Origin of the sequence: Mesorhizobium wenxiniae, assembly GCF_002284535.1 — a bacterium.
In the GTDB taxonomy this organism is placed as follows: Bacteria; Pseudomonadota; Alphaproteobacteria; order Rhizobiales; family Rhizobiaceae; genus Mesorhizobium; species Mesorhizobium wenxiniae.
On record NZ_NPKH01000001.1, the window covers coordinates 162,843 to 182,392 of the forward strand.

General features: G+C 60.5%; 17 protein-coding genes and 1 pseudogene. 16 read left to right on the top strand and 2 right to left on the bottom strand.

Going from position 1 to position 19,550, the window contains the following annotated elements; all coding sequences use genetic code 11:
* The first annotated feature begins 164 nt into the window (after positions 1-164).
* The 9 genes from CIT31_RS00740 (at position 165) to CIT31_RS00775 (ending at position 7,452) form a co-directional block, all read left to right on the top strand.
* On the top strand, positions 165-1,604 hold the full coding sequence (locus CIT31_RS00740) for an SMODS domain-containing nucleotidyltransferase (protein WP_095517093.1): 1,440 nt from the start codon (positions 165-167) through the stop codon (positions 1,602-1,604).
* A gap of 21 nt (positions 1,605-1,625) precedes the next feature.
* A complete protein-coding gene (locus CIT31_RS00745) occupies positions 1,626-2,396 on the top strand; it encodes a hypothetical protein (protein ID WP_029356721.1) in 771 nt (256 codons plus the stop codon).
* Between the two features lie 7 nt (positions 2,397-2,403).
* The gene (locus CIT31_RS00750; RefSeq protein ID WP_245316067.1) at positions 2,404-2,976 is read left to right on the top strand and encodes an SMODS domain-containing nucleotidyltransferase; all 573 of its coding nucleotides are present in this window, start codon (positions 2,404-2,406) and stop codon (positions 2,974-2,976) included.
* On the top strand, positions 2,976-3,266 hold the full coding sequence (locus CIT31_RS34755; RefSeq protein WP_245316068.1) for a hypothetical protein: 291 nt from the start codon (positions 2,976-2,978) through the stop codon (positions 3,264-3,266). Before CIT31_RS00750 ends, CIT31_RS34755 begins: the two co-directional genes overlap by 1 nt.
* Positions 3,267-3,380: 114 nt before the next feature.
* Positions 3,381-4,844 carry a HEPN domain-containing protein gene (locus CIT31_RS00755; protein WP_095517094.1) on the top strand — a complete coding sequence of 488 codons (1,464 nt, stop codon included), beginning with the start codon at positions 3,381-3,383 and terminating at the stop codon, positions 4,842-4,844.
* A 12-nt stretch (positions 4,845-4,856) separates the two neighbouring features.
* On the top strand, positions 4,857-5,705 hold the full coding sequence (locus tag CIT31_RS00760) for a DUF4238 domain-containing protein (RefSeq protein ID WP_095517095.1): 849 nt from the start codon (positions 4,857-4,859) through the stop codon (positions 5,703-5,705).
* A gap of 171 nt (positions 5,706-5,876) precedes the next feature.
* On the top strand, positions 5,877-6,113 hold the full coding sequence (locus CIT31_RS00765) for a Shedu immune nuclease family protein (protein ID WP_127240888.1): 237 nt from the start codon (positions 5,877-5,879) through the stop codon (positions 6,111-6,113).
* Complete coding sequence (locus CIT31_RS00770) at positions 6,097-6,315, top strand: hypothetical protein (RefSeq protein WP_095517096.1); 219 nt, start codon at positions 6,097-6,099, stop codon at positions 6,313-6,315. The genes CIT31_RS00765 and CIT31_RS00770 overlap by 17 nt, the downstream gene beginning before the upstream one ends.
* Positions 6,316-6,321: 6 nt before the next feature.
* Positions 6,322-7,452, top strand: coding sequence for a hypothetical protein (locus CIT31_RS00775; protein ID WP_051695625.1), 1,131 nt, complete (start codon positions 6,322-6,324; stop codon positions 7,450-7,452).
* An 850-nt stretch (positions 7,453-8,302) separates the two neighbouring features.
* On the opposite strand, the gene CIT31_RS00780 is transcribed toward CIT31_RS00775, so the two are convergent.
* Positions 8,303-10,450, bottom strand: coding sequence for a S46 family peptidase (locus CIT31_RS00780; protein ID WP_095517097.1), 2,148 nt, complete (start codon positions 10,448-10,450; stop codon positions 8,303-8,305).
* Between the two features lie 631 nt (positions 10,451-11,081).
* On the opposite strand from CIT31_RS00780, the gene CIT31_RS00785 reads away from it, so the two are divergent.
* Positions 11,082-11,552 carry an amidohydrolase family protein gene (locus tag CIT31_RS00785; RefSeq protein WP_370464289.1) on the top strand — a complete coding sequence of 157 codons (471 nt, stop codon included), beginning with the start codon at positions 11,082-11,084 and terminating at the stop codon, positions 11,550-11,552.
* 425 nt (positions 11,553-11,977) lie between these two features.
* On the opposite strand, the pseudogene CIT31_RS00790 reads toward CIT31_RS00785, so the two are convergent.
* A pseudogene (locus CIT31_RS00790) lies at positions 11,978-13,175 on the bottom strand (IS256 family transposase).
* 373 nt (positions 13,176-13,548) lie between these two features.
* On the opposite strand from CIT31_RS00790, the gene msuE reads away from it, so the two are divergent.
* The 6 genes from msuE to CIT31_RS00825 are packed head-to-tail and all read left to right on the top strand — an operon-like array spanning position 13,549 to position 19,537.
* Positions 13,549-14,118, top strand: a complete 570-nt coding sequence (gene msuE, locus CIT31_RS00800) for an FMN reductase (RefSeq protein WP_029356692.1) — start codon at positions 13,549-13,551, stop codon at positions 14,116-14,118.
* Between the two features lie 25 nt (positions 14,119-14,143).
* Positions 14,144-15,244: a dimethylsulfone monooxygenase SfnG gene (gene sfnG, locus CIT31_RS00805; protein ID WP_091600500.1), complete on the top strand. Its 1,101-nt coding sequence runs from the start codon at positions 14,144-14,146 to the stop codon at positions 15,242-15,244.
* Positions 15,245-15,300: 56 nt separating this feature from the next.
* The gene (locus CIT31_RS00810) at positions 15,301-16,206 is read left to right on the top strand and encodes an ABC transporter ATP-binding protein (protein WP_095517098.1); all 906 of its coding nucleotides are present in this window, start codon (positions 15,301-15,303) and stop codon (positions 16,204-16,206) included.
* Complete coding sequence (locus CIT31_RS00815) at positions 16,203-17,099, top strand: branched-chain amino acid ABC transporter permease (protein WP_029356685.1); 897 nt, start codon at positions 16,203-16,205, stop codon at positions 17,097-17,099. The genes CIT31_RS00810 and CIT31_RS00815 overlap by 4 nt, the downstream gene beginning before the upstream one ends.
* Before the next feature lie 3 nt (positions 17,100-17,102).
* Positions 17,103-18,152: a branched-chain amino acid ABC transporter permease gene (locus CIT31_RS00820; protein WP_095517099.1), complete on the top strand. Its 1,050-nt coding sequence runs from the start codon at positions 17,103-17,105 to the stop codon at positions 18,150-18,152.
* Positions 18,153-18,205: 53 nt separating this feature from the next.
* Positions 18,206-19,537 carry an ABC transporter substrate-binding protein gene (locus tag CIT31_RS00825; protein ID WP_095517100.1) on the top strand — a complete coding sequence of 444 codons (1,332 nt, stop codon included), beginning with the start codon at positions 18,206-18,208 and terminating at the stop codon, positions 19,535-19,537.
* Positions 19,538-19,550: the final 13 nt, after the last annotated feature.

Sequence of the window (19,550 nt, forward strand, 5' to 3'; positions counted from 1 at the left end):
TTTTCACTCTCGGTCGTGTAAAGCAGATTATCTCGTTCGTGTTCGCAAACCCGAGCGGCTGTTTCCTTGGCTTTCCGTACCTCTCCTTCCGCCAATGAGAGGCCGTCGGGAACGTGAGCGTTTCGACAGCCATTGGGGACTAGCACATATCAAGAGGGGGCAGTGTGAAACTTGTAAATGACTTCAAAAACTTTCTATCCGATACCGTCAATCTCAATCAAACCCGTATTACACTGCTTGAGGACCGAGCGGAGACGATTAATAGCTTTCTTCGAGCATCCGACTGGGAACCGACAATCTCCACCTTCATCGAGCAGGGCTCTTGGGCGCACGACACTATCATCCGCCCGGTGGATGGCGGAGAATTCGACGCCGATCTGCTCGTCAGGGTTCGGCCGGTCGATGGCTGGAGTGCCGCTCAATACGTGAAGGACCTCGGGCGCGTTTTCCTTGAGAGCGGACGATATGCCGACAAGACAGTCGTTTATGATTACTGCGTCACGATCACCTATGCGGACGATTGTAAGATTGATATCGCTCCGCTGGTGATGGACCGCGAGTACCGAGGAACGCTCGAAGTCTGCGACAAGCGCAATGATAAGTTCGACGAATCCCAGCCCATCGAATACACTCGATGGATGCGCGAGAAGAACGGGTACTCGGGTAATAACTCGTTTCGCAAGGCGACCCGGCTCATCAAATACATCAGGGACATCAAGAAGCGTTTCAGTTGCCAGTCGGTTCTTCTAACGACACTCGTCGGTCACCGGATCGAGTGGTTCGACAAGGATTCGGACGGGTTCGCGGACACGCCAACCGCGTTGCAGACAATCATGGGTAGGCTCGACGACTGGCTGCAGGCACGGCCGGACAAGCCGGGGGTCAACAACCCTTCGCTCCCCACCGAGGATTTTGCCGACCTGTGGAACGACACCCAGTACGCGAACTTCCGAAACTTCGTGAACAAGTACCGGAAGTGGATCGATGAAGCGATCGATGCCGAGACCCGCTCCGACAGCATCGAGAAATGGCGCAAGGTCTTCGGCGACGATTTTGCGAAGGGAGAGAACGTAAAGAAGGCGGAGGCTTCTGCGATGCAGCAGGCCAGTGCGCTTCTCATGGAAGGGGCAGCCCACCTTGATAGCCTAGTCGACAACGTAATTGACTTTGGTATCAGCATCCTCCCATTGTGGTTCCGGACGCCATCCCACCTCCAGGCCCCGCGTTGGCAGCCCGCCGAGCAGGTTTCCCGGAATGTCCAAGTCTTCGCCGAATATCGCGCGTCCCAGTATTCCGGCAAGGGACATCCGATCAATTCAGGCGAGGCGTTACCCCCGCGGGGTGGTCTCTGGTTCGACGTCCGTGTCAACAAGTTCCAGACGGTGCCGGCTGACTGCTACGTACGGTGGCGCATCACCAATACCGGGGCAGTGGCGATGGCCCTCAAGAAAGGGCGGGGCGGCTTCGAGAAGCCTACCGACGGTGATCGTCGCTGGGAAGCGCTCGAATATCGCGGCGTCCACATGGCGGAAGCATTCATCATCCGTAGAAGCGATGATCGGCTCGTTGGTTTTAGCGAGCCATTCTACGCTGTGATCAAGTAGGTTGAGGAAAGGGAGCTATCGATGCCCAGGGTAGATACGGTAGGTGGCAACTACTACAAGCCCCTCGAGCGGGCCGAAGCTGTCGGATCTGGACTGTTCTGGGTGGTTTCGATCCTCTCGATTGCGGCGCTTTTCGCCGACAAGGTGGCCTATCCGATTGTCTACGATATCGTGCAGATCGTCTTCATCGTTTGCGTGCTGCTGTTCTTTTTCCAGGGACAGGTCCAGAAGCTCTATCTCTTTCCTCGTGCCGAAGACAAACGCCGGCAGGAATTGCTGTCGAACAGTTACGGCGTGACGCTGACGCATGAAGAGACAGTCGGCTACTACAATAATGACCAGACAAACCCGTTGAAGCGCCTCGCGGCGTCGGTCATGGAAAGCACGTTCTTCACGCGCGAGATTGTTCGAAAGATGCTCGTCGGACAGCGAACGAAGACCGCAGGTTACCTCGTCATCTACTTCGTCGCCGTCTTGAATCGCTCCACGAATCTCGAAGTCCTTGCTGTCGCGGCTCAGGCGGTCTTCAGTGAGGATATCATCGCCCGGTGGCTCCGGATGGAATGGCTCCGTATCCGCAGCGAGCAGGTTTTCGATAATCTAACTCGACTGTTCACAGGAAAGCAGGCCTTCTCGCGACCCGCAGCTCAATCGCAGGCGATCGACTTTTTCTCGTTCTATGAGACGACCAAATCTACGGCCGCGATCCTTCTCTCATCTAGGCTGTTTCATAAGCACAACGCGCGCCTGACGAAGGAATGGGATCAGATTCGCGGTCGTCTCGGAATCTGAGGCAAACATGGTCACAACTATATCGGAGGGCTTTCGCCAATTCAGAACAAACCTTGAAATCACAAGTCTTCAGGAAAGCACTACGTCCAGCCGTCAGCAGAACGTGCGGGACACGGTCGCCGAAGATTTCGAAGTTCTCGAATCCTTTCTGACCGGGTCCTATCGCCGAAACACGATGATCGCACCCCTCACTACGGCAGACATCGACGTCTTCATCGTGCTCGATCCGAAATACTACACGGACCAAAGCCAGCATGCACTGCTGTCATCCGTGATGACGACACTCAAGAAGAGGTATCCGAAGACACCGAAAATAAAGCCCGACGGCCAAGCGGTGACCATCACCTTCACGGATTTCAAGGTCGATGTCGTTCCGGGCTTTTATCGAACTGGCGGTGGGTTTCTTATTCCCGACTCGCACCTGAAGAGATGGATTCCCACGGATCCGAAGAAGCACGTCGACTTGTGGTCCGCGTCCAACAAAGCTCACCACGGCTCACTCGTGCCACTGATCAAGATGCTGAAGTGCTGGAACCGCGAGAAGGGAATCTCTTCCGCTCCTTTCATCTGGAGGTCCTAGTGCGCCATGTTCTGAAGGACGTCACTATCACCGACTATCCGAGCGGCGCTCGATGGGTATTCGACAAAATGAGGGACAAGGTCTGGACCAAGATTGCCGATCCCGCCGGCTACAGCGACGACGTCGCTTCCTATCTCGCTAAGTCCGAGGCCGACAGGATGATCGCCGCTCTCGACCAGGCGTATCGGCGGGCCCGTACTGCGGAAAACTACTCGAACCAGGGATATGCGAAGCTGGCGATCGACGAATGGCGGTCGATTTTTGCTGACTATTTCCCCGCATACGGATGAGGCGACCACACTCGAAGAACGAAAAACGGGCAGCAGTCTTAAGCCTCGGGCTGGTTGCATGTTAGTTTCCAACAAACCAACTCGGAATGTCACTGCTCGACTAGGGGAAACTTGATGGATGAGGAAGCCGCCCAGGAGAGCGCGCTACAGAGGCGCCTAGGCAAGCTGCTGGCCGAAGCGTATGATGAAGTCGTATCTGCCATTCTTTCCAAGCTTGAGGGTGGCGGCAAACCATCCAAGGTGAGCAGATATCCGACCTTCTCGCTGCATAACAACGGCATGGCATCGTTGGGCGATGGCGCTTGGACGGGGGTGGGTCCGCTAGAATATGCTTCACTGCTCGAACCTCCCTACAACGACCCTGAGGCGCGTCAGTTAGGCAAGTTCCCACCCATTCGTTTCCCTGCAGTGGCGAGGCTGGCAGCGTTCGCCCTTGAATACCCCGAAATCGCCCGCATTCCCCCGACGGGATCCGACGCGGAAAATCCGTTAGCAAGGGTCGCTATCGACCTTCTAGTCGCGCGGGCTGCGGATGTTCATTTTCTTTGCTTCGGCGCGGCCCCCGCGACGGACGCGACCCGCGCTGTTGTTCTGAAGCCGCTTTTCAAAGGATTGTTTGACTCGCGCCTGAAGCTTGCGGTGCTCGCGCCGATCGCACTCGTCCGGTTCGACTTCGACCGGGTGCGCCTCGGACCCTCTGCCTATATCATGCGAATGTCGCCAGATTTTCAACGAGCGCGATGGGAGATGAAGGCCTACGGCGCTAACGGTCATGACCAAGTGCTCGCGGCCGCGACCCATGCTTTCGTGCTTACCGGATGGGACGTTCCGAACGGCAATTGGATCGAGCTTAGCCAGACACTATCGAACTTCAGCTCGGAAGCACGCGAGCGCATCGATGCGCTATTCGCTGCGCTCCGGCTCGAGACCGGGATCGAGACTGGATATGCGCAGGAAATCCGGCTTGCGAGGGGCTGGCGTCACCGGCACAATTATCGGCTGCCCAATGTTTATGCCGTTGGCGCACGCCGCTATCCCGAGGTGTTCGACGATTTTGGTTGGAACCGTGCGGACCTACCCCTCGTCAGCAAGGCGCAGATGCGCAAGGTCGCATGCCTTCTTGAAGCATTAGAAAGTTCAACAGGCGAAAGGCTTGCCTTGGCCACCCGTCGCCTGAACACGGCAATGACGCGCAGTGACCTCGCCGACGCAATTCTCGACGCCACAATCGCTCTTGAGGTTTTACTTGGCGACGGAGACGGGCAGGCGATCTCGTGGAAGCTCCGGATGCGCGCAGCCGCGTTGGCAGGTATCGAGGGAGGTCAAGCTGGTGCGAAAGCCATGAGTGACGCGATCGCGGTGGTCTATTCGACCCGATCAGCCATTGTCCATGGCACTCGGCGACGAATTGGCGCTGCCGACGCACATGCAGAACGGGATTTGGCGGCGAAGGACCTGGCGCTCGATGCATTGCGTAGCCTGCTTAAGATCCTCATCCGCCGACCTGAGTTTCTCGATCCACGTCGTATCGACGGCGATCTGTTGATGGCACCGCCGTGCATCACAACTAGCACCTAGACGATCGGACCGATGTCAGTTCCCAAGCGCCATCACTACGTGCCGCAGATGATCCTGAACGGCTTCACAGACTCGGATGGCTGGCTGCACTGGTGCCGCCTCCGCGAACGACCCGTCACGGTCCGCCGCGCAAGGCCTCTTGAACTGTTCCATCAGAATCATCTGTACAGCACGCTTTCTGAAACCGGGGCCAAGGATCCGGCAATGGAGCACGCTCTTTCAGTTCTTGAGAGCGAGGCTGTTGGAGTCGTGCAATCCATTCTGGTGCCGGCACGGGAGGGCCGGCTTCCCGTCCTTACATCCGAGCAAAAGCGCCTCTGGTACATATTCTTTCTAACCCAGTGGCGACGCAGTCCTGAGACCCAACGAGCCAACGTCTCCGATGCTGAAGCACTGCGAATGGTTGAGGATACACTCGACGAGCTCCGCCAAGCCGCACCCCATCGACTTGACGAAATCGAAGCGCTGGCGACGGCCGATGCCAAGGCTCGAACAGTACGCAACGTTCGAGTTCAGACAATCGGACAACCGAGTGCAGAGGTGATGCGCGTGCTTGAGCGACGTGGCATCGCCATACTGCGCATCGTCCAGCCGAAGAAAAGCTTCATCGTCGGCAGCCGGCCAGTCGTGAAACTAACCGCGCCCAATCGCACCGATCTTAACGATCCGACGGTCGAGATGTGGCTCCCGATCGCGTCAGACGTTGCCGTGGGAGCAGGACAAGGCGACGGAAAGATAAGTCTTCACGATACGGTCGATGAACGCCCAGTGCGGCAGCTCAACATTGCGATCGCGGGCCAGAGTGGCACCATCGCTGCCGGTTCAGCAGCGCTGGTCAAATCCATAGCCAATGCTCGGTGATCAAATCCGAATATCCGAGGGGCTCGCGGGTAAGGCCGACCTCGCGCTTCTATATGGACGGCGGCCACGAGTACCACCCGGATTTCGTGCACGCAGCAGATCAGCAGTTGGAGGCTGACTTTCGATGAAGGTAACCCGCAGGCCTTCTTCAATCAGCTGAGCACGATCAGCGTGCCGGTGACGATGCAACGCAACCCAACCTACCCGAAATTCGTGTTGGTGTTCGGCCGCCGCGCCGAATACGCGGAGAGCGAACTGCGGCGCAGCCGTATTGACGCCGAAGAGCGCGACGATTTCAAGATTATCACGTTCGACAGCCTCGCGGAGGGTCTATATGGCAAGCGCACATTGTGGTTCGGCGTCCGGCGCGCCGAGTTCATGGATCTTCAGAATGAGGAAGATCGTTGACGATAATCTCTTTATCTGGGCCGATCCACGTATGCTAACCGTCAGCGAAGGGTTATACGAAAAGCTCGAGGCGGTCGGGGGCAAGAACAAGCCTTCGCCCTTCCGTACAACAGGATGCGGCCATCTTATGGGCAATTTCCATCCGGATGCGCTGAAGGTGAGGATGCGCCGCCGAACGGCCGCACCCGCGACGGCAAGCTGACGGACCATGGCCGATCAAGAGCCGACTGCTGTCGAAGATATGAAACCTGAGCACGTGGCGCCCAAGCGCCGGGAAGCCGCTGAGACCGAGAGCAACGGCCACGCGGAGAGCGCTGTATCAGAAGGGTTCATCACGGTCGCCGACCTGCCGCGCGGCCTCTACGACCATGAGGGGCACGTATCCGTGCGAGACCGTGGGCGGCGGCGATATCACCCGTTTGCCTATGATTTCGACTCCACCCCGATGAGTCTCGACGATCCGAGCGAGCACTGGGAGGAGAAAGTGAAGGTGCTCCATATCGAGAACCGCAACAATGCGATTGAGAGGCTTAAAGCCGAGTACGGCGAACGCCGCCATGCGCAAGTGATCCAGGACACTAAGGACCTTGGCGCAAAGGCGTTCTCCATCGTCAGTTATCATAACCTGATGCATGAACAGGCGCGCCGCGCCTTTGTATCAGGGCTCTACTTCCCAGCCTTGGTCGCTGCGTGCGCCCTCGGCGAGCGCATCCTGAACCACCTCATCCTGGACCTTCGGGATCACTACAAAGCGTCGCCGTACTACCGCCGTGTTTATCGCAGCGAGTCTTTCGATGACTGGCGGTTCGCCGTGCGCGTGCTGGAAGACTGGGGCGTGCTCTTGCCTGATGTTGGGATAGCTTTCATGGAGCTTGCGACGCTGCGCAACCGCTCGGTCCACTTTAACCCCGCGACCTACTCCACAATGCGGGAGGACGCTCTATCGGCATTGAAAACGCTGGGCCACATCATCCAACTGCAGTTTGGCGGATTCGGCCGGCAACCATGGTTTATCGAAAACACGCCCGGCGCCCAGTTCATCAAGCGGACATACGAGGACGTTCCCTTCGTAAAGACTTATATCGTGCCCTTGAGCGGATTTGTCGGCGTAGAATACGGCATGGACCTCACGGAACGGGGTTGGCGTCATCTCGACTACCATGACTATGGCCCGGGCGATGTCGACGACTCCGCGTATGCGCGTCTCTACCGTGAGCGGGATCATAGCAAAGTCGTTACGCGCGAGATGGTGGAGCGCGCTGCACGGGCGCAGGCAACGGCCGCGGCCGAGGAAGGGGCGGAAAGCGCCCGTCCCGAAGGTGTCGCGCCCCAGGCATAATCTCCACAGCGATCGGTTCCGCCGCGATTTGGCGCTTCGGAGTTGAGCCCGAAATCGCTGCGCATGCGTAGCGAAGCGAATTGACATTATTACGGGCAATGACCGCTATCGTGGTTTCGGTATTTGAGTACGAGCGGCCGAAAGGGCGTCGGTTGGTTATGGGCAGCTTTCCATCAACCGGGGCCGAAACCGGACGGACCGCAGTCGGCCCCGGAGCGGCCATTTCTGAACTCCCGCACATTGGCTTTTCCAGCGCTAAACTGGCCTTGGGCGCCAGATGTTCCCGGTCTGTGCTCGAAAAGTCGCATAAAGGGCAGACTGGCACATGGAACTTGGGTCGCGAGGTGGAGCAAATGCGTTACGCAGGGTCGCAGAACGCGCAAGAGACATTGCAGGTCATCTATAATCGAGCTGTCGGCCCAGCCGACTTCCTATTCGTGCCAGTGAGCAATGGCAATCGTACCAGCGACAGCACCCATTGCTCGCTGCTGCTCGTTGATGGCCGCAACCCGGAGCGGGTCGCCTATCACCACGACTCCTCCCGGACAGGGCCACAACGACGAGCCTGCAAACCAGCTCGCAAGGGTGCTGAACGGCACCTTCGAGGCAGCCCCCATGACCCGACAGCCGAATGCTTATGACTGCGGCGTGTTTGTGTTGGCACGTGGGCGCCGATTGGACAATTGATGGCCGGGCAGCGGCGCCGGGTCGCTGCGACGACCTCGTCGCCGACCGGCAGGCGCTGCAAGACCGGCTGAGGCGGCGCTTCCGCACGGGATTTGTCTAAAATTCCAAGGGGGATTTGTGGAGGTATGACGCCGACAGGCCGCCTACCGCCAGACTACCCCGCTCATGAACGCGACGCCGGCAGCACTCCCATCTCCTTGAGCAACCAGGCAGCGCCGTCAATCTTGTCCATGGTCCAAAGCATGAAGCGACTGTCGACATGGATGCTTCGACTGCGGTCTGCGGCATATGCCCAATCGGAGATCACTCCATCGAGCGTGCCATCAAAGGCGAGACCGACGAACTCGCCGCGCCCATTCAGCGTGGCCGAGCCGCTATTGCCATTGGTAATGTCGACCGTGGACATGAAGTCGACCGGCAAAGTGCCCAGCTCCGGCGCGACATAGGGGCCATAATTCTTGGCCCGGATCGCAGCGACGGCGGCGGCCGGCGCATCAAACTCGCCCTTGCCAGTGTGCTTGGCCAGAAGTCCCTCAGCCGTGGTGAATGGCGTCCAGATCTGCCCGTCGCGTGTTCGCCCCGACACCTTGCCCCAGGTGATGCGCAGCGATCCATTCGCGTCGGGATACACCGGCCGGCCAATCGCCTGCCAGTAGGCGCGCAGGCCCTGCATATAAGTCGCGCGCGCCGCCTGCGCTCGGCCAGCGCGGTCCTTCGCCGCGCGCTCCGCAGCTATGTCGCCGGGATAGAGCGCGACCGCCAGCTTGATGAAAGGATCGTCCGACGCCTCGAAGGCAGCAGCCGGCTTGTCGAGCCAGCCGAGCCGCGTGGCCGTGTCGGCGAGTTTGGTTTCTGCATAAAGTCGGTCAAGGCCGATTTGGTCCAGAGCCGTTTCGAACGCAGTATCGCGGTCCTTTGCGTCTAGCCGGCGATATTCATCGAGCGCGGCCTCAAATAGCTTGCGATCGATGTCGGGCAGGTAACCGCGTTCGATCTGCGTCAGTTGATCCACGGTCTGGTTACGGTCACGATCCTGAAAGCCGCGTTCGCGGTCTTCATCGAGCTTCTCGTGCTCCTTGGCCCAGCGATACAGAGTGCGCGCGGATGAGAGCATTTGCGCGCGGTTCAGCAGCGCCTGGCGCAGCCCCTCGAGCGACGCCTGGCTATTCTCGTCCACCATGGCGCCCAGTTCGCCGATCGCTGCGCCATAGCGCGCCTGCCGCGCGGGATCATCGGCGACCCAGTCGTGATAAGCTTTCTCCTCGATAGCCTTGCGCACGTCGAGCCCGATCGCATTGGCCCCGGCGAGATCGCCCGCCAACTTCTTCTTGTAGTTTTCCACGCCTTGCAGGATGGAGGCGTAGCGGATCTGCGCTTCTCGATTGCCTGCCGTGGTTTGGTTTATCTGGGCCGCATAATCCGACAGCAAATGCTGCAACAGCGGTTCGTACCGCGCGAAATTGAACCGTACTTCATCCGCCGTGCGGAACCGATTGGTTTTTCCGGGAAAGCCGACGACCATGACGAAATCGCCGTCTTGCACGCCTTTAGAGGCAATGCGCAGCCAGCTCTTCGGCCGGTAGGGCACGTTGTCGCGCGCATAAGGCCGGGAGGAACCATCAGGAGCGACATAAGCGCGGTAAAAACCGAAGTCGCCTGTGTGGCGCGGCCACGTCCAATTGTCCGTTTCGCCGCCGAAGTTACCGATGCCGAGCGCGGGCGCATAGACGAGGCGCACGTCCTGAATTTCGAGCTTCTGCTGGAGATAGTAGGAGGCGCCGCCATAATAGGACTCCACGTCGCAGCGGCGATTGGGCTGTTCTTCACATGCGGCGATCAGCGCCTTCCGGTTCCTGTCGAGCCGCTCATAGCGCGCAAAGCCGTTCAGCTTGTCCGATACGCCCTTGAGCATGTCGGCGGTCACATCACGGATATCCTCGATCACATAGATGCGGCTGCCGGGCACCGCGGGTAATTCTTCACCAAGGCTTTTCGCTAGAAATCCCTTGGTGAGATAGTCTTGACTCTCCTTGCTGTTGTACTGGATCGATTCCAGCACGCAGTGACGGTTGGTCGCAACCAGTCCTTGCGGACTGACGAAGGAAGCTGAACATCCGCCCAGTGATACGATCGCGTTGAGCGGGGCAGTGTCTAGACGGCTGAGCTGCGCGGGATCAAGCTGGAGTCCATTCGCGCGCATGGCCGCGCCAAGTTCCGTAATCTGGGCCGGCATCCACATGCCTTCGTTCGCCGACGTCCAGAGCAAGTTCATAGCGGTGGCTTGGGCCAAACGACTAAAATTCGAGTTCATGCTGATCTCGTTCCCATTCTGTGTATTGTTCTTCGCTGATCTGGATCGATGAGCTATCGGGCTGACCGGCGTCCGCAAGCGCCTGCGCGGCAGCCACTGGGTGAAGAGTGAGTGGACGGTCAACACAAAAATCTGGGTGACGCTCCCCTCACATTGTATCGGTGCAACGTTTGCGGATCATCCGTTGCACTAATCGTGCCAAAGGATGCCTGAGACGCCCTTCGGGTCCCGCGGAGAAGTCATTCGAGACGCCTCTAACAATATCTCCCGCATTGCGGGCCGGCCATTGGAGCGCCTCGTCAATAAAGCTTTCAATCACCTACGTGGTAAGGGCCTTGCGTGTCCGACCTCCGACATTTGGGTCCGACCTCCGACATTTGGTTGTAGACCCGACACTCTCGTCCTCGCTCGCGACGAAGCCCACTGCCGAACAGCCGTCGTTAATTGTGAGAATGCGTGCTATCGTTTCTGTTACGTGCGGTGTTGCGCGAGGACGAGGGTGCGAGGAGTGCCCGGACTTCCCCTTGCCGCAAATCCGCTCGGCGCTTGGCGACATAACCCGGCGGACTATGTGCGCGAGTGCCGGCGTGAGGCGCGAAAGTAAATCTGGGATGAAACGTCGACCATCCGAATCGAGCATGGAAACCTCATCAAAGCGACAACCGCCAACCGGGTTCGCGAGGCAGGCGCGTTCGTCGTCCCGACGAACATCACCTTTGCTGTCGTCGCTCGGGACGGAGCCAGATACGGCATGTCCGCCGAATCCCTTGAAAAGGTGAGCTTCGTTCTCGATGCCGGCTTGTCGGCGCTCGAAATGCTTCAAAGCGCTGGCGTGACCATGGGCTACGGCTCCGATCTGCTTGGCCAGATGCAGGGGCACCAATCAGAGGAATTTCTTCTGCGCGGCCGCGTTCTCAAGCCTCGGGACGTGATCCGATCCGCGACGGTGGATGCTGCCCGCGTGCTCAACATGGAAGGCCTCATCGGCACCATCGCGCCTGGCGCTCACGCAGATCTCATCGCCGTCTACGGCAATCCGTTGAAGGACCTCGCGATTTTGTCCGATCCCGCCCGGCTTCGAAAGATCATCAAGGGCGGGTGAGTGGTGAAGAATGAATAACCAGACGCAGGTAATCCGTTGCCATTCAGGGGAATTACGCAACACATATACAGGCAGGAGCACAACAGAACGTATTGAGCAGCTACCGATGGTTCCGAAGGCATGACGCTGCGATTGCCGCCTTCGTGCTGCCGGTGCTCAAAACTCTCAATCGTCCCTGACCAGCCTTGAAATCTCGGCGCTAATATCGGCTCCTTCGTAGGGCAATGCCTGAGGACGTTTCTCGCACGCCTAGCCGTCATGATACACGCGCTCATTTGATTGCGTGGCATCGGTGGAGAGCGCTGTCACAAACGGCTGGACGACATTCCTCATATCGCGCCGGCGGAGCCTGTTTTGATCGTGCCCCATGGCGTGGTGTAGGTAACGGCATTGGTCGCCGTGCTCTCCGGCAAGGGCCGGACTGATCAGCGCGCCACTGCCGGCAGGCTGATGAGCGGATCATCGCTCATCTGGCTGATGGTCTCAAGGGTCATGTAGCGCGCCCGCTGCACGGCCCATTCATCATTCTGTTCGAGCAGGAGGGCGCCGACGAGACGGACTATGGCATCGTCATTGGGGAAGATGCCGACGACCTCGGTCCTGCGCTTGATCTCGCCGTTGAGGCGCTCGATCGGGTTGGTGCTATGCAGCTTGGCACGGTGCTCCTTGGGGAAGGTCATGTAGGCAAGCACGTCGGGCTCGGCATCGTCCATGATGGTGGCGAGCTTGGGCACCTTCGGCCGGATCTGGTCGGCAACGGCGCGCCATTGGGTGCTGGCGGCCTCGGCCGTCTCCTGGGCGAAGGCGGTGGCGATGAAGGCCGAGGCGACGCGGCGGCCGCTCTTGCCGGCATGCGCCAGCACGTTCCTCATGAAATGGACCCGGCAGCGCTGCCATGTCGCGCACAGCACCTTGGTGACGGCCGCCTTGATGCCTTCATGGGCATCGGAAACGACGAGCTTGACGCCGCGCAGGCCGCGGCGGGTCAGCTTGCGCAAAAACTCCGTCCAGATCGGCTCGGCCTCAGACGTGCCGACCTCCATGCCCAGCACTTCGCGCCGGCCGTCTGCGTTTACACCGACGGCGATGATGACGGCGACCGAGACGATGCGTCCGCCGCGGCGCACCTTCAGGTAGGTGGCATCGATCCACAGATAGGGCCAGTCGCCCTCGATGGGCCTGTCGAGGAAGGCCTTCACCTTGCCGTCGATCTCCTCGCACAGCCGGCTGACCTGGCTCTTGGAGACGCCGCTCATGCCCATCGCCTTGACCAGGTCGTCGACCGAGCGCGTCGAGATACCCTGGACGTAGGCCTCCTGGATGACGGCGATCAGCGCCTTCTCGGCCATGCGCCGCGGCTCAAGGAAGCTCGGGAAGTAAGAGCCCTTCCTGAGCTTGGGGATGCGCAGCTCGACGGTGCCGCCGCGTCTCCCAGTCTCTGTCGCGGTAGCCGTTGCGCTGGACAAGCCGCAGCGGGTTCTTCTCGCCATGGGCCGCGCCGGTGGCGGCGCCCACCTCCAGCTCCATCAGCCGCTCGGCGGCAAAGCCGATCATCTCGCGCAGGATATCGGCATCGGGGGTCTTCTCTACGAGCGTGCGCAGGTTCATCATGTCGTTGGTCATCGGTGGTTCCTTCGAATCAGGTTGTGTCAGCAACCCAACCCTACCGAAGAACATCGATGACCGCCGCTGCGCCGCTCGCTCGCTACAGCGCTGTTGAGGGCGCGCTCGCGAGCGGCTTCGCTATCGCCGACCTACACCACGCGGTGGGACACGACCCCTGTTTTCACCAAAGTCGAACTCGCGGGTGACGCCTACGGCCCCTGCCAAGTTAATCCCATTTGAGATCGAATGCGGTGGGCGTGCCGCTCCTAGCAGCGCCGTTTTTCCCATTGACGTGAAAACATCAGAACAAAGTACCTTATGTCTACAGATTTCGTAGAATATCGTTTGGTTTCGGTGGTGGCCTATGGCGCATGTGTGGGAGATAGATGACTTGGCACGATTATCGGTTCTTGGAATATCCGGCGGTGTAAGCAACCCGTCCCGCACCACGGCGGTCGTCAATGCGCTGGTCAAGGCGGTCGCGTTGCGCCTGCTTGCCGACACCGGTCTGATTGAGATCACGGAGGCAGCACCGTCGCTTTTCGCCGGACTATCCCGCGGCGCACTTGGCGCATCTGGAGAAGCGATTATCCAGCGTGTCGAGAAGGCCGATTTGCTCGTGGTCGGAACGCCTGTCTATAGGGCTTCCTACACTGGCGCTCTCAAGCACCTGTTCGACCTGGTCGACTATCGCGCGTTGACGGGCAAGACCGTGCTTCTCGCGGCGACCGGCGGGAGCCCATACCATGGCCTGGTGCTCGAACATCAGCTCCGGCCATTGTTCGGCTTTTTTGGCGCTGTCACCGTCCCTACGGGCGTCTACGGCACGCCCGACGATTTCGTCGATGGCGAAATCGTCGGCGCAGCCATCATCGAGCGTATTGCAAGGGCCGCTACCGACGCGGTCTCCTTGCTCAACTCAAGTCACGCAAATGCCGCCGTCGCCACCCGCGTCGGCTGAGCCAATCAACAGGGGAAACGACGACATGAGTTCGCATTCCGACGCCATCAAATTCGCCTACTGGGTCCCGAACGTCTCCGGCGGCCTGGTCATCTCCAACATCGAGCAGCGGACGGGTTGGGATATCGACTACAACCGCAAGCTCGCCCAGATTGCCGAGGCCAACGGGTTCGACTATGCGCTGAGCCAGATCCGTTTCACAGCCGGCTATGGGGCCGACAACCAGCACGAATCAGTCTCGTTCAGCCATGCCTTGCTTGCCGCGACCACAACGCTGAAGGTCATCGCAGCGATCCTGCCCGGTCCGTGGAACCCTGCGCTGGCGGCCAAGCAGATCGCTACCATCAACCACCTGACCAATGGCCGCGTCTCCGTCAATGTCGTCAGCGGCTGGTTCCGAGGCGAGTTCGCCGCGATTGGCGAACTCTGGCTCGATCATGACGAGCGCTATCGCCGGTCGGAGGAATTTATCCGAGCGTTGCGCGGCATCTGGACGGAAGACAGCTTCACGCTGAAGGGCGATTTCTACCGCTTCACCAACTATTCCATGAAGCCGAAGCCGATCGAGCCCTTGCCCGAGATATTCCAGGGCGGCTCGTCGCGAGCCGCTCGCGACATGGCGTCTCGTGTCTCCGATTGGTATTTCACCAACGGCAATACCCCGGAGGAGATCCGGAAGCAGGTCGACGACATCCGCACCAAGGCGAAAGCCAACGGCCACAAGGTTAGGATCGGCGTCAACGCTTTCGCCATCGCCCGCGAGAGCGAGCAGGAAGCGCGCGCCGTGCTCGACGAGATCATCGCCAAGGCGAATCCGGAGGCGGTGCAGGGCTTTGCCGATCAGGTCAAGAATGCCGGCAAGGCCTCGCCGGAAGGCGAAGGCAATTGGGCGAAGTCGTCCCTCGAGGATCTCGTTCAGTACAATGACGGCTTCCGCAGCAATCTCATCGGCACGCCGGAACAGATCGCCGAACGCATCCTGAAACTGAAGGACGCCGGTGCCGACCTGATCCTGCTCGGCTTCCTGCATTTCCAGGAAGAGGTCGAGTTCTTCGGCAAGCGCGTCATTCCTCTGGTGCGCGAACTGGAAGCAGCTCGCGACAGGGAGCTTGTCGCCGCGGAATAGGACGGGCGCGGCCCACGGGGCCGCAGCCGACACGCCTTCAAAAGCAGGAATGTTTCATGATTGGTGCTTCGCTGGGAGCGGCCGCATACGAGCGCGCGTCCGAAATTTCCGCCATCCTCGCGGTGGCTAACCCCGTCGGCGACAGGCGTCTGGCACGCCTGTCGTCACGGCCGGATGTGGTTCTCGCGCTGAGCGGGATCGGCATTTCCTTTGGCGGGGTCAAGGCGCTGAGCGATGTTGATCTCGAAGTGGAAGTCGGCGAGATCCGCGCGGTGATCGGCCCCAACGGCGCCGGCAAGTCCTCACTGATCAACATCATCAGCGGCCTCTATCACGCCGACCGCGGCAGGATTGCGATCGGCGGGCAGTCCTTCTCCCGGGTGCCGGCGAGCCGTCTAGCACGGCTCGGCGTTGCGCGAACCTTCCAGAACCTGGCGCTATTCGGCGGTCTGTCCGTGCGCAACAACATCGCGTGCGGCCGCGTCCACACCAGGCGCGCCAGTTTCGTCGAACATATTGCAGGTCTGCCACGCGCCCGGAGCGAAGATGCGGGAATCGCCGAAAAGACCGATCAGATAGTCGCCTTCCTGCATCTCGAAAGCGTCGCCGACCGCCTCGTCGCCACCTTGCCTTACGGCCTGCAGAAGCGGGTCGAGCTGGCGCGCGCGCTGGTCGCCGAGCCGAAGCTGCTGCTGCTCGACGAGCCGATGGCCGGCATGACGGCGACCGAGAAGGCCGAGATGGCCGGCTTCGTGCGCGCCGCGCGCGACCGGCACGGCGTCACCATCATCCTGATCGAGCACGACATCGGCGTCGTCATGGGCCTCTCCGACCGCGTCGCCGTGCTCGACTACGGCCGCAAGATCGCAGACGGGACGCCGGCCGAGGTCAGGGCCGATCCGGCAGTGATCCGGGCCTATATCGGCACCGCCGAGGGCGAGAATGGCGAGGACATCCGATGAGCTACTATGATTTCCTCTTCGTCATCGAAGTGCTGGTCGGCGGCCTGCTCTCTGGCGTCATGTATTCGCTTGTCGCCATAGGTTTCGTGCTGATCTACAAGACGTCGGGCGTGCTGAACTTCGCGCAGGGGTCGATGGTGCTGTTCGCAGCGCTCACCTTTGTCAGCCTCGTCGAACGCGGCATCCCCTTCGCGCTTTCGCTGCTCATCACCTTCGCGGTCATGGTCGCGCTCGGCTTCACCATCGAGCGGACCGTGCTCAGGCCGCTGGTCAACCGCTCGCCGATGACGCTGTTCATGGCGACGCTGGGGCTCTCCTACATCATCGAAGGTGCCGCCCAGCTTATCTGGGGCACGCAGGTGCACGGGCTCGACCTCGGCATCGACGACACCCCCTTCGAGGTCGGCGGCATACTGATCTCATCCTTCGACCTGCTGGCGGCGGCGATCGCCGCCGCCATGGTCGCAGGCCTCAGCGCCTTCTTCTATTGGACGCGGATCGGCCTTGCGTTTCGCGCCGTCGCCGACGATCAGTTCGCGGCCCTCGCCGTCGGGCTGCGGCTGCCTCGCATCTGGGGCACCGTGTGGACGGCGGCCGGCTTCGTCGCGCTGGTCGCCGGACTGTTGTGGGGCGCGCGTCTCGGCGTCCAGTTCTCGCTGTCGCTGATCGTGCTGAAGGCGCTGCCGGTGCTGGTGCTTGGCGGCTTCGATTCCATCCTCGGCGCCATCGTTGGCGGCCTCATCATCGGCGCCAGCGAGAAGCTGGCCGAGGTCTATCTCGGCCCGTTCGTCGGCGGCGGCATCGAGGGCTGGTTCGCCTATGCGCTGGCGCTGGTTGTGCTTTTGGTGCGCCCCTCCGGCCTGTTTGGCCAGAAAACCGTCGAAAGGGTCTGAACCATGGCCGTGCAAGCTCTCGACGCCGCAAGGCTTCCAGTCGACTGGGCGAAACTCGTTCAGAAGCTGGCGTTGGCGACCGCCCTGTTCGTCGTCGCCTACGGCGTGGTCCCTGCCTATGCTTCGGGCTATCTGGTCGAGGCGATCCTGCTGCCATTCCTGGCGCTCAGCCTGGCGGCGGTCGGCCTCAATTTGCTGACCGGCTATTGCGGCCAGCTCTCGCTTGGCTCTTCCGCCTTCATGGCGGTGGGCGCGTTCGGCGCCTACAATTTCAACCTCAGGGTCGAAGGCCTGCCGCTGGCGGTGACCATGATCCTGGCCGGAATTTCCGCCGCCGGCTTCGGCGTCGTGTTCGGCCTGCCCAGTCTCAGGCTGCGCGGCTTCTACCTCGCCGTCTCGACGCTCGCCGCCCAGTTCTTCGTGCAATGGGCGCTGACCAAGTTCGGCTGGTTCTCCAACGACAACCCGTCCGGGGTGATCTCGGCGCCGCACCTGGCCGTCGCCGGTCTTTCGCTCGACAGCGCGACCGGCCGCTATTTGCTTTCGGTCACCACGGTCATGGTGCTGACGGCCCTCGTCTGGCGCTTGGTCAACAGCGCGACCGGTCGCAACTTCATCGCCGTGCGGGACAACGAAACCGCCGCACGCGTCATCGGTGTGCCGGTGCTGCGAACCAAGCTTCTGGCGTTCGCCATCTCGTCGTTCATCATCGGTATCGCCGGCGTGCTGTGGGCCTTCACCTATCTGCGCACCGTCGAGCCGGCAGGCTTCAATCTCGACCGCTCATTCCAGATCCTGTTCATCATCATCATCGGCGGGCTGGCCTCGATCCGTGGCGCGTTTTTGGGTGCGGCGTTCATCGTTGTCCTCCCGCTCTTTCTGTCCCGGCTCGGCGCCTTCCTGTTCGGCGGCCTGTTCGATTCGGGCGTTCTCGACATGAGCCAGCGCATCGTGCTCGGCGCCCTTATCATCATCTTCCTCATCGCGGAACCGAGCGGGCTGTCGGCCCTCTTCGACCGCCTCAAACGACGGATCGGCTCAAGGTCCAGCTGATTGCCGCTCAACTTCCTCCTCCGCTCGGACCAACCCATCAGGAGACGTAAGCAATGACCTTCTTCAGTCACCTAAGAAAAGCGGCGATCGCCACGGCCTTCGTGCTCGGCGCGACGGCGGTTCACGCCGAAGAACAATACTTTCCCCTGCAGAGCTACCGTGTCGGTCCGTATGCGGCCGGCGGAACCGGCTTTTTCGGTGGCTTCATCGACTATCTCAACCTGATCAACATCCGCGACGGCGGCGTCAATGGCGTCAAGCTGGCCTGGAGCGAAGGCGAGACGCAATATGAGGTCGAGAAGGGCGTCGAGGTGTATGAACGGTTGAAGAGCAATCCCGGCATCGCTGCCTGGAATCCACTCTCGGTCGGCATCGCCTATGCCATGATCGATCGCATCACCGACGACAAGGTGCCGCTGATCACCATCAACCACGGCCGCACAGACACGACCGACGGGCGGGTGTTCCCTTACGTCTTCCCGCTGCTGCTCAATCCTTACAGCGAGACCTCCGGCATCGTGAACTACATCGCGTCCAAGGAAGGAGGCCTCGACAAGCTCAAGGGCAAGAACATCGTCGTGCTCTATCACGGCTCGCCCTATGGGAAGGAGACGATCCCGATCTATGAGCTGCTGTCGCAGAAATACGGCTTCGAGCTGTCGCAGATCGAGGTGCCGCATCCCGGCAACGAGCAGCAGGCGCAGTGGCTGACCATCCGGCGCGAGCATCCTGACTATGTCGTGCTGCGCGGCTGGGGCGTGATGAACCCCGTCGCCTTGAAGACCGCGCAGAAGACAGGCTTCCCGGCCGATCACATCATAGGCAATGTCTGGTCGAATTCCGAAGAGGATGTCATCCCCGCCGGCGATGCCGCCAAGGGCTATACGGCCATCACCACCCAGGCCTCGGGTGAGCGGTATCCGGTGGTCCAGGAGATCGTCAAAACGGTCTACGGCGACGGCAAAGGCAATCTCGAGGACAAAAGCCGCATCGGCTCGGTCTACCACAATCTCGGCATCGTCAATGGCATCCTCAATGTCGAGGCGGTCCGCATCGCACAGGCCAAGTTCGGCAACCGCACGCTGACCGGCGACGAAGTGCGTTGGGGCTTCGAGCATCTCAAGCTCAATCCGGCGCGCGTCGAGGCACTCGGCGCCAAGGACCTGTTCCACTCGATCAACGTCTCCTGGGACAATCACGAGGGTGACGGCTACGTGACCTTCCAGCAATGGGACGGCAAGAAGTGGAATGTCGTCTCCGACTGGATCGCTCCCGACTGGAAGCTGCTGCGTCCGATCATCGAGAAGTCGTCCGAGGCGTATGCCAAGGAAAAGGGCATCAAGATCCGCACGGCCGAGGACGCCGACGCGGTGGTCAGCAACTGAATTTGGTATGGTG

Excerpts from the sequence above, each read along its gene's own strand:
- CIT31_RS00745 (WP_029356721.1), top strand. The coding sequence starts at position 1,626 with ATGCCCAGGGTAGATACGGTAGGTGGCAACTACTACAAGCCCCTCGAG.
- CIT31_RS00750 (WP_245316067.1), top strand. The coding sequence starts at position 2,404 with ATGGTCACAACTATATCGGAGGGCTTTCGCCAATTCAGAACAAACCTT.
- CIT31_RS00755 (WP_095517094.1), top strand. The coding sequence starts at position 3,381 with ATGGATGAGGAAGCCGCCCAGGAGAGCGCGCTACAGAGGCGCCTAGGC.
- CIT31_RS00760 (WP_095517095.1), top strand. The coding sequence starts at position 4,857 with ATGTCAGTTCCCAAGCGCCATCACTACGTGCCGCAGATGATCCTGAAC.
- CIT31_RS00770 (WP_095517096.1), top strand. The coding sequence starts at position 6,097 with ATGAGGAAGATCGTTGACGATAATCTCTTTATCTGGGCCGATCCACGT.
- CIT31_RS00775 (WP_051695625.1), top strand. The coding sequence starts at position 6,322 with ATGGCCGATCAAGAGCCGACTGCTGTCGAAGATATGAAACCTGAGCAC.
- CIT31_RS00780 (WP_095517097.1), bottom strand. The coding sequence starts at position 10,450 with ATGAACTCGAATTTTAGTCGTTTGGCCCAAGCCACCGCTATGAACTTG.
- sfnG (WP_091600500.1), top strand. The coding sequence starts at position 14,144 with ATGAGTTCGCATTCCGACGCCATCAAATTCGCCTACTGGGTCCCGAAC.
- CIT31_RS00810 (WP_095517098.1), top strand. The coding sequence starts at position 15,301 with ATGATTGGTGCTTCGCTGGGAGCGGCCGCATACGAGCGCGCGTCCGAA.
- CIT31_RS00815 (WP_029356685.1), top strand. The coding sequence starts at position 16,203 with ATGAGCTACTATGATTTCCTCTTCGTCATCGAAGTGCTGGTCGGCGGC.
- CIT31_RS00820 (WP_095517099.1), top strand. The coding sequence starts at position 17,103 with ATGGCCGTGCAAGCTCTCGACGCCGCAAGGCTTCCAGTCGACTGGGCG.
- CIT31_RS00825 (WP_095517100.1), top strand. The coding sequence starts at position 18,206 with ATGACCTTCTTCAGTCACCTAAGAAAAGCGGCGATCGCCACGGCCTTC.